This is a genomic window from Paenibacillus sp. KS1 (assembly GCF_001680695.1).
In the GTDB taxonomy this organism is placed as follows: Bacteria; Bacillota; Bacilli; order Paenibacillales; family Paenibacillaceae; genus Paenibacillus_B; species Paenibacillus_B suaedae.
Genome location: NZ_MAIS01000315.1, coordinates 1 through 409 on the forward strand (window position 1 = coordinate 1; position 409 = coordinate 409).

Sequence of the window (409 nt, forward strand, 5' to 3'; positions counted from 1 at the left end):
AGAATGGACAGGACAAGCAGGCAAGACAGGCACAAAGACGATCACCTTTAAAACAGGAGATGAAGGAAACTATTTTCTAATATGGGGGATCCATAACGGAGGGGCGTTATCCCTGGATGATATAAGTGTTCAGAAGTTAAGTGAGTCGTTCGAAAGAGGAGACTTGAACCAAACAAATTACGTAGCAGGATCTGGCAAGATAACAAGCGATCCACAGCAAATTATCACGGGAAAGCATTCTGTGTATGTGGAATCCTCTCCCAAAGAAGAGTGGAAAGATGCGATTTATACGAACGCGAATAAAGTACATTTTGAAAAAAATACAACCTATGCAGTGACGTTTTCTTATAAGAGCATCGTAGAGCCTAAGCAAGGAAATAATGGTTACTTTTATTTTACGGCCAGGGGA

Annotated in this window: 1 protein-coding gene; it reads left to right on the forward strand. The window is 41.1% G+C overall.

Annotated features, from left to right (window positions below; all coding sequences use genetic code 11):
• Positions 1 to 409 (forward strand): hypothetical protein (locus BBG47_RS30310; protein ID WP_175400677.1); only part of this gene is annotated, 409 nt, incomplete at both ends.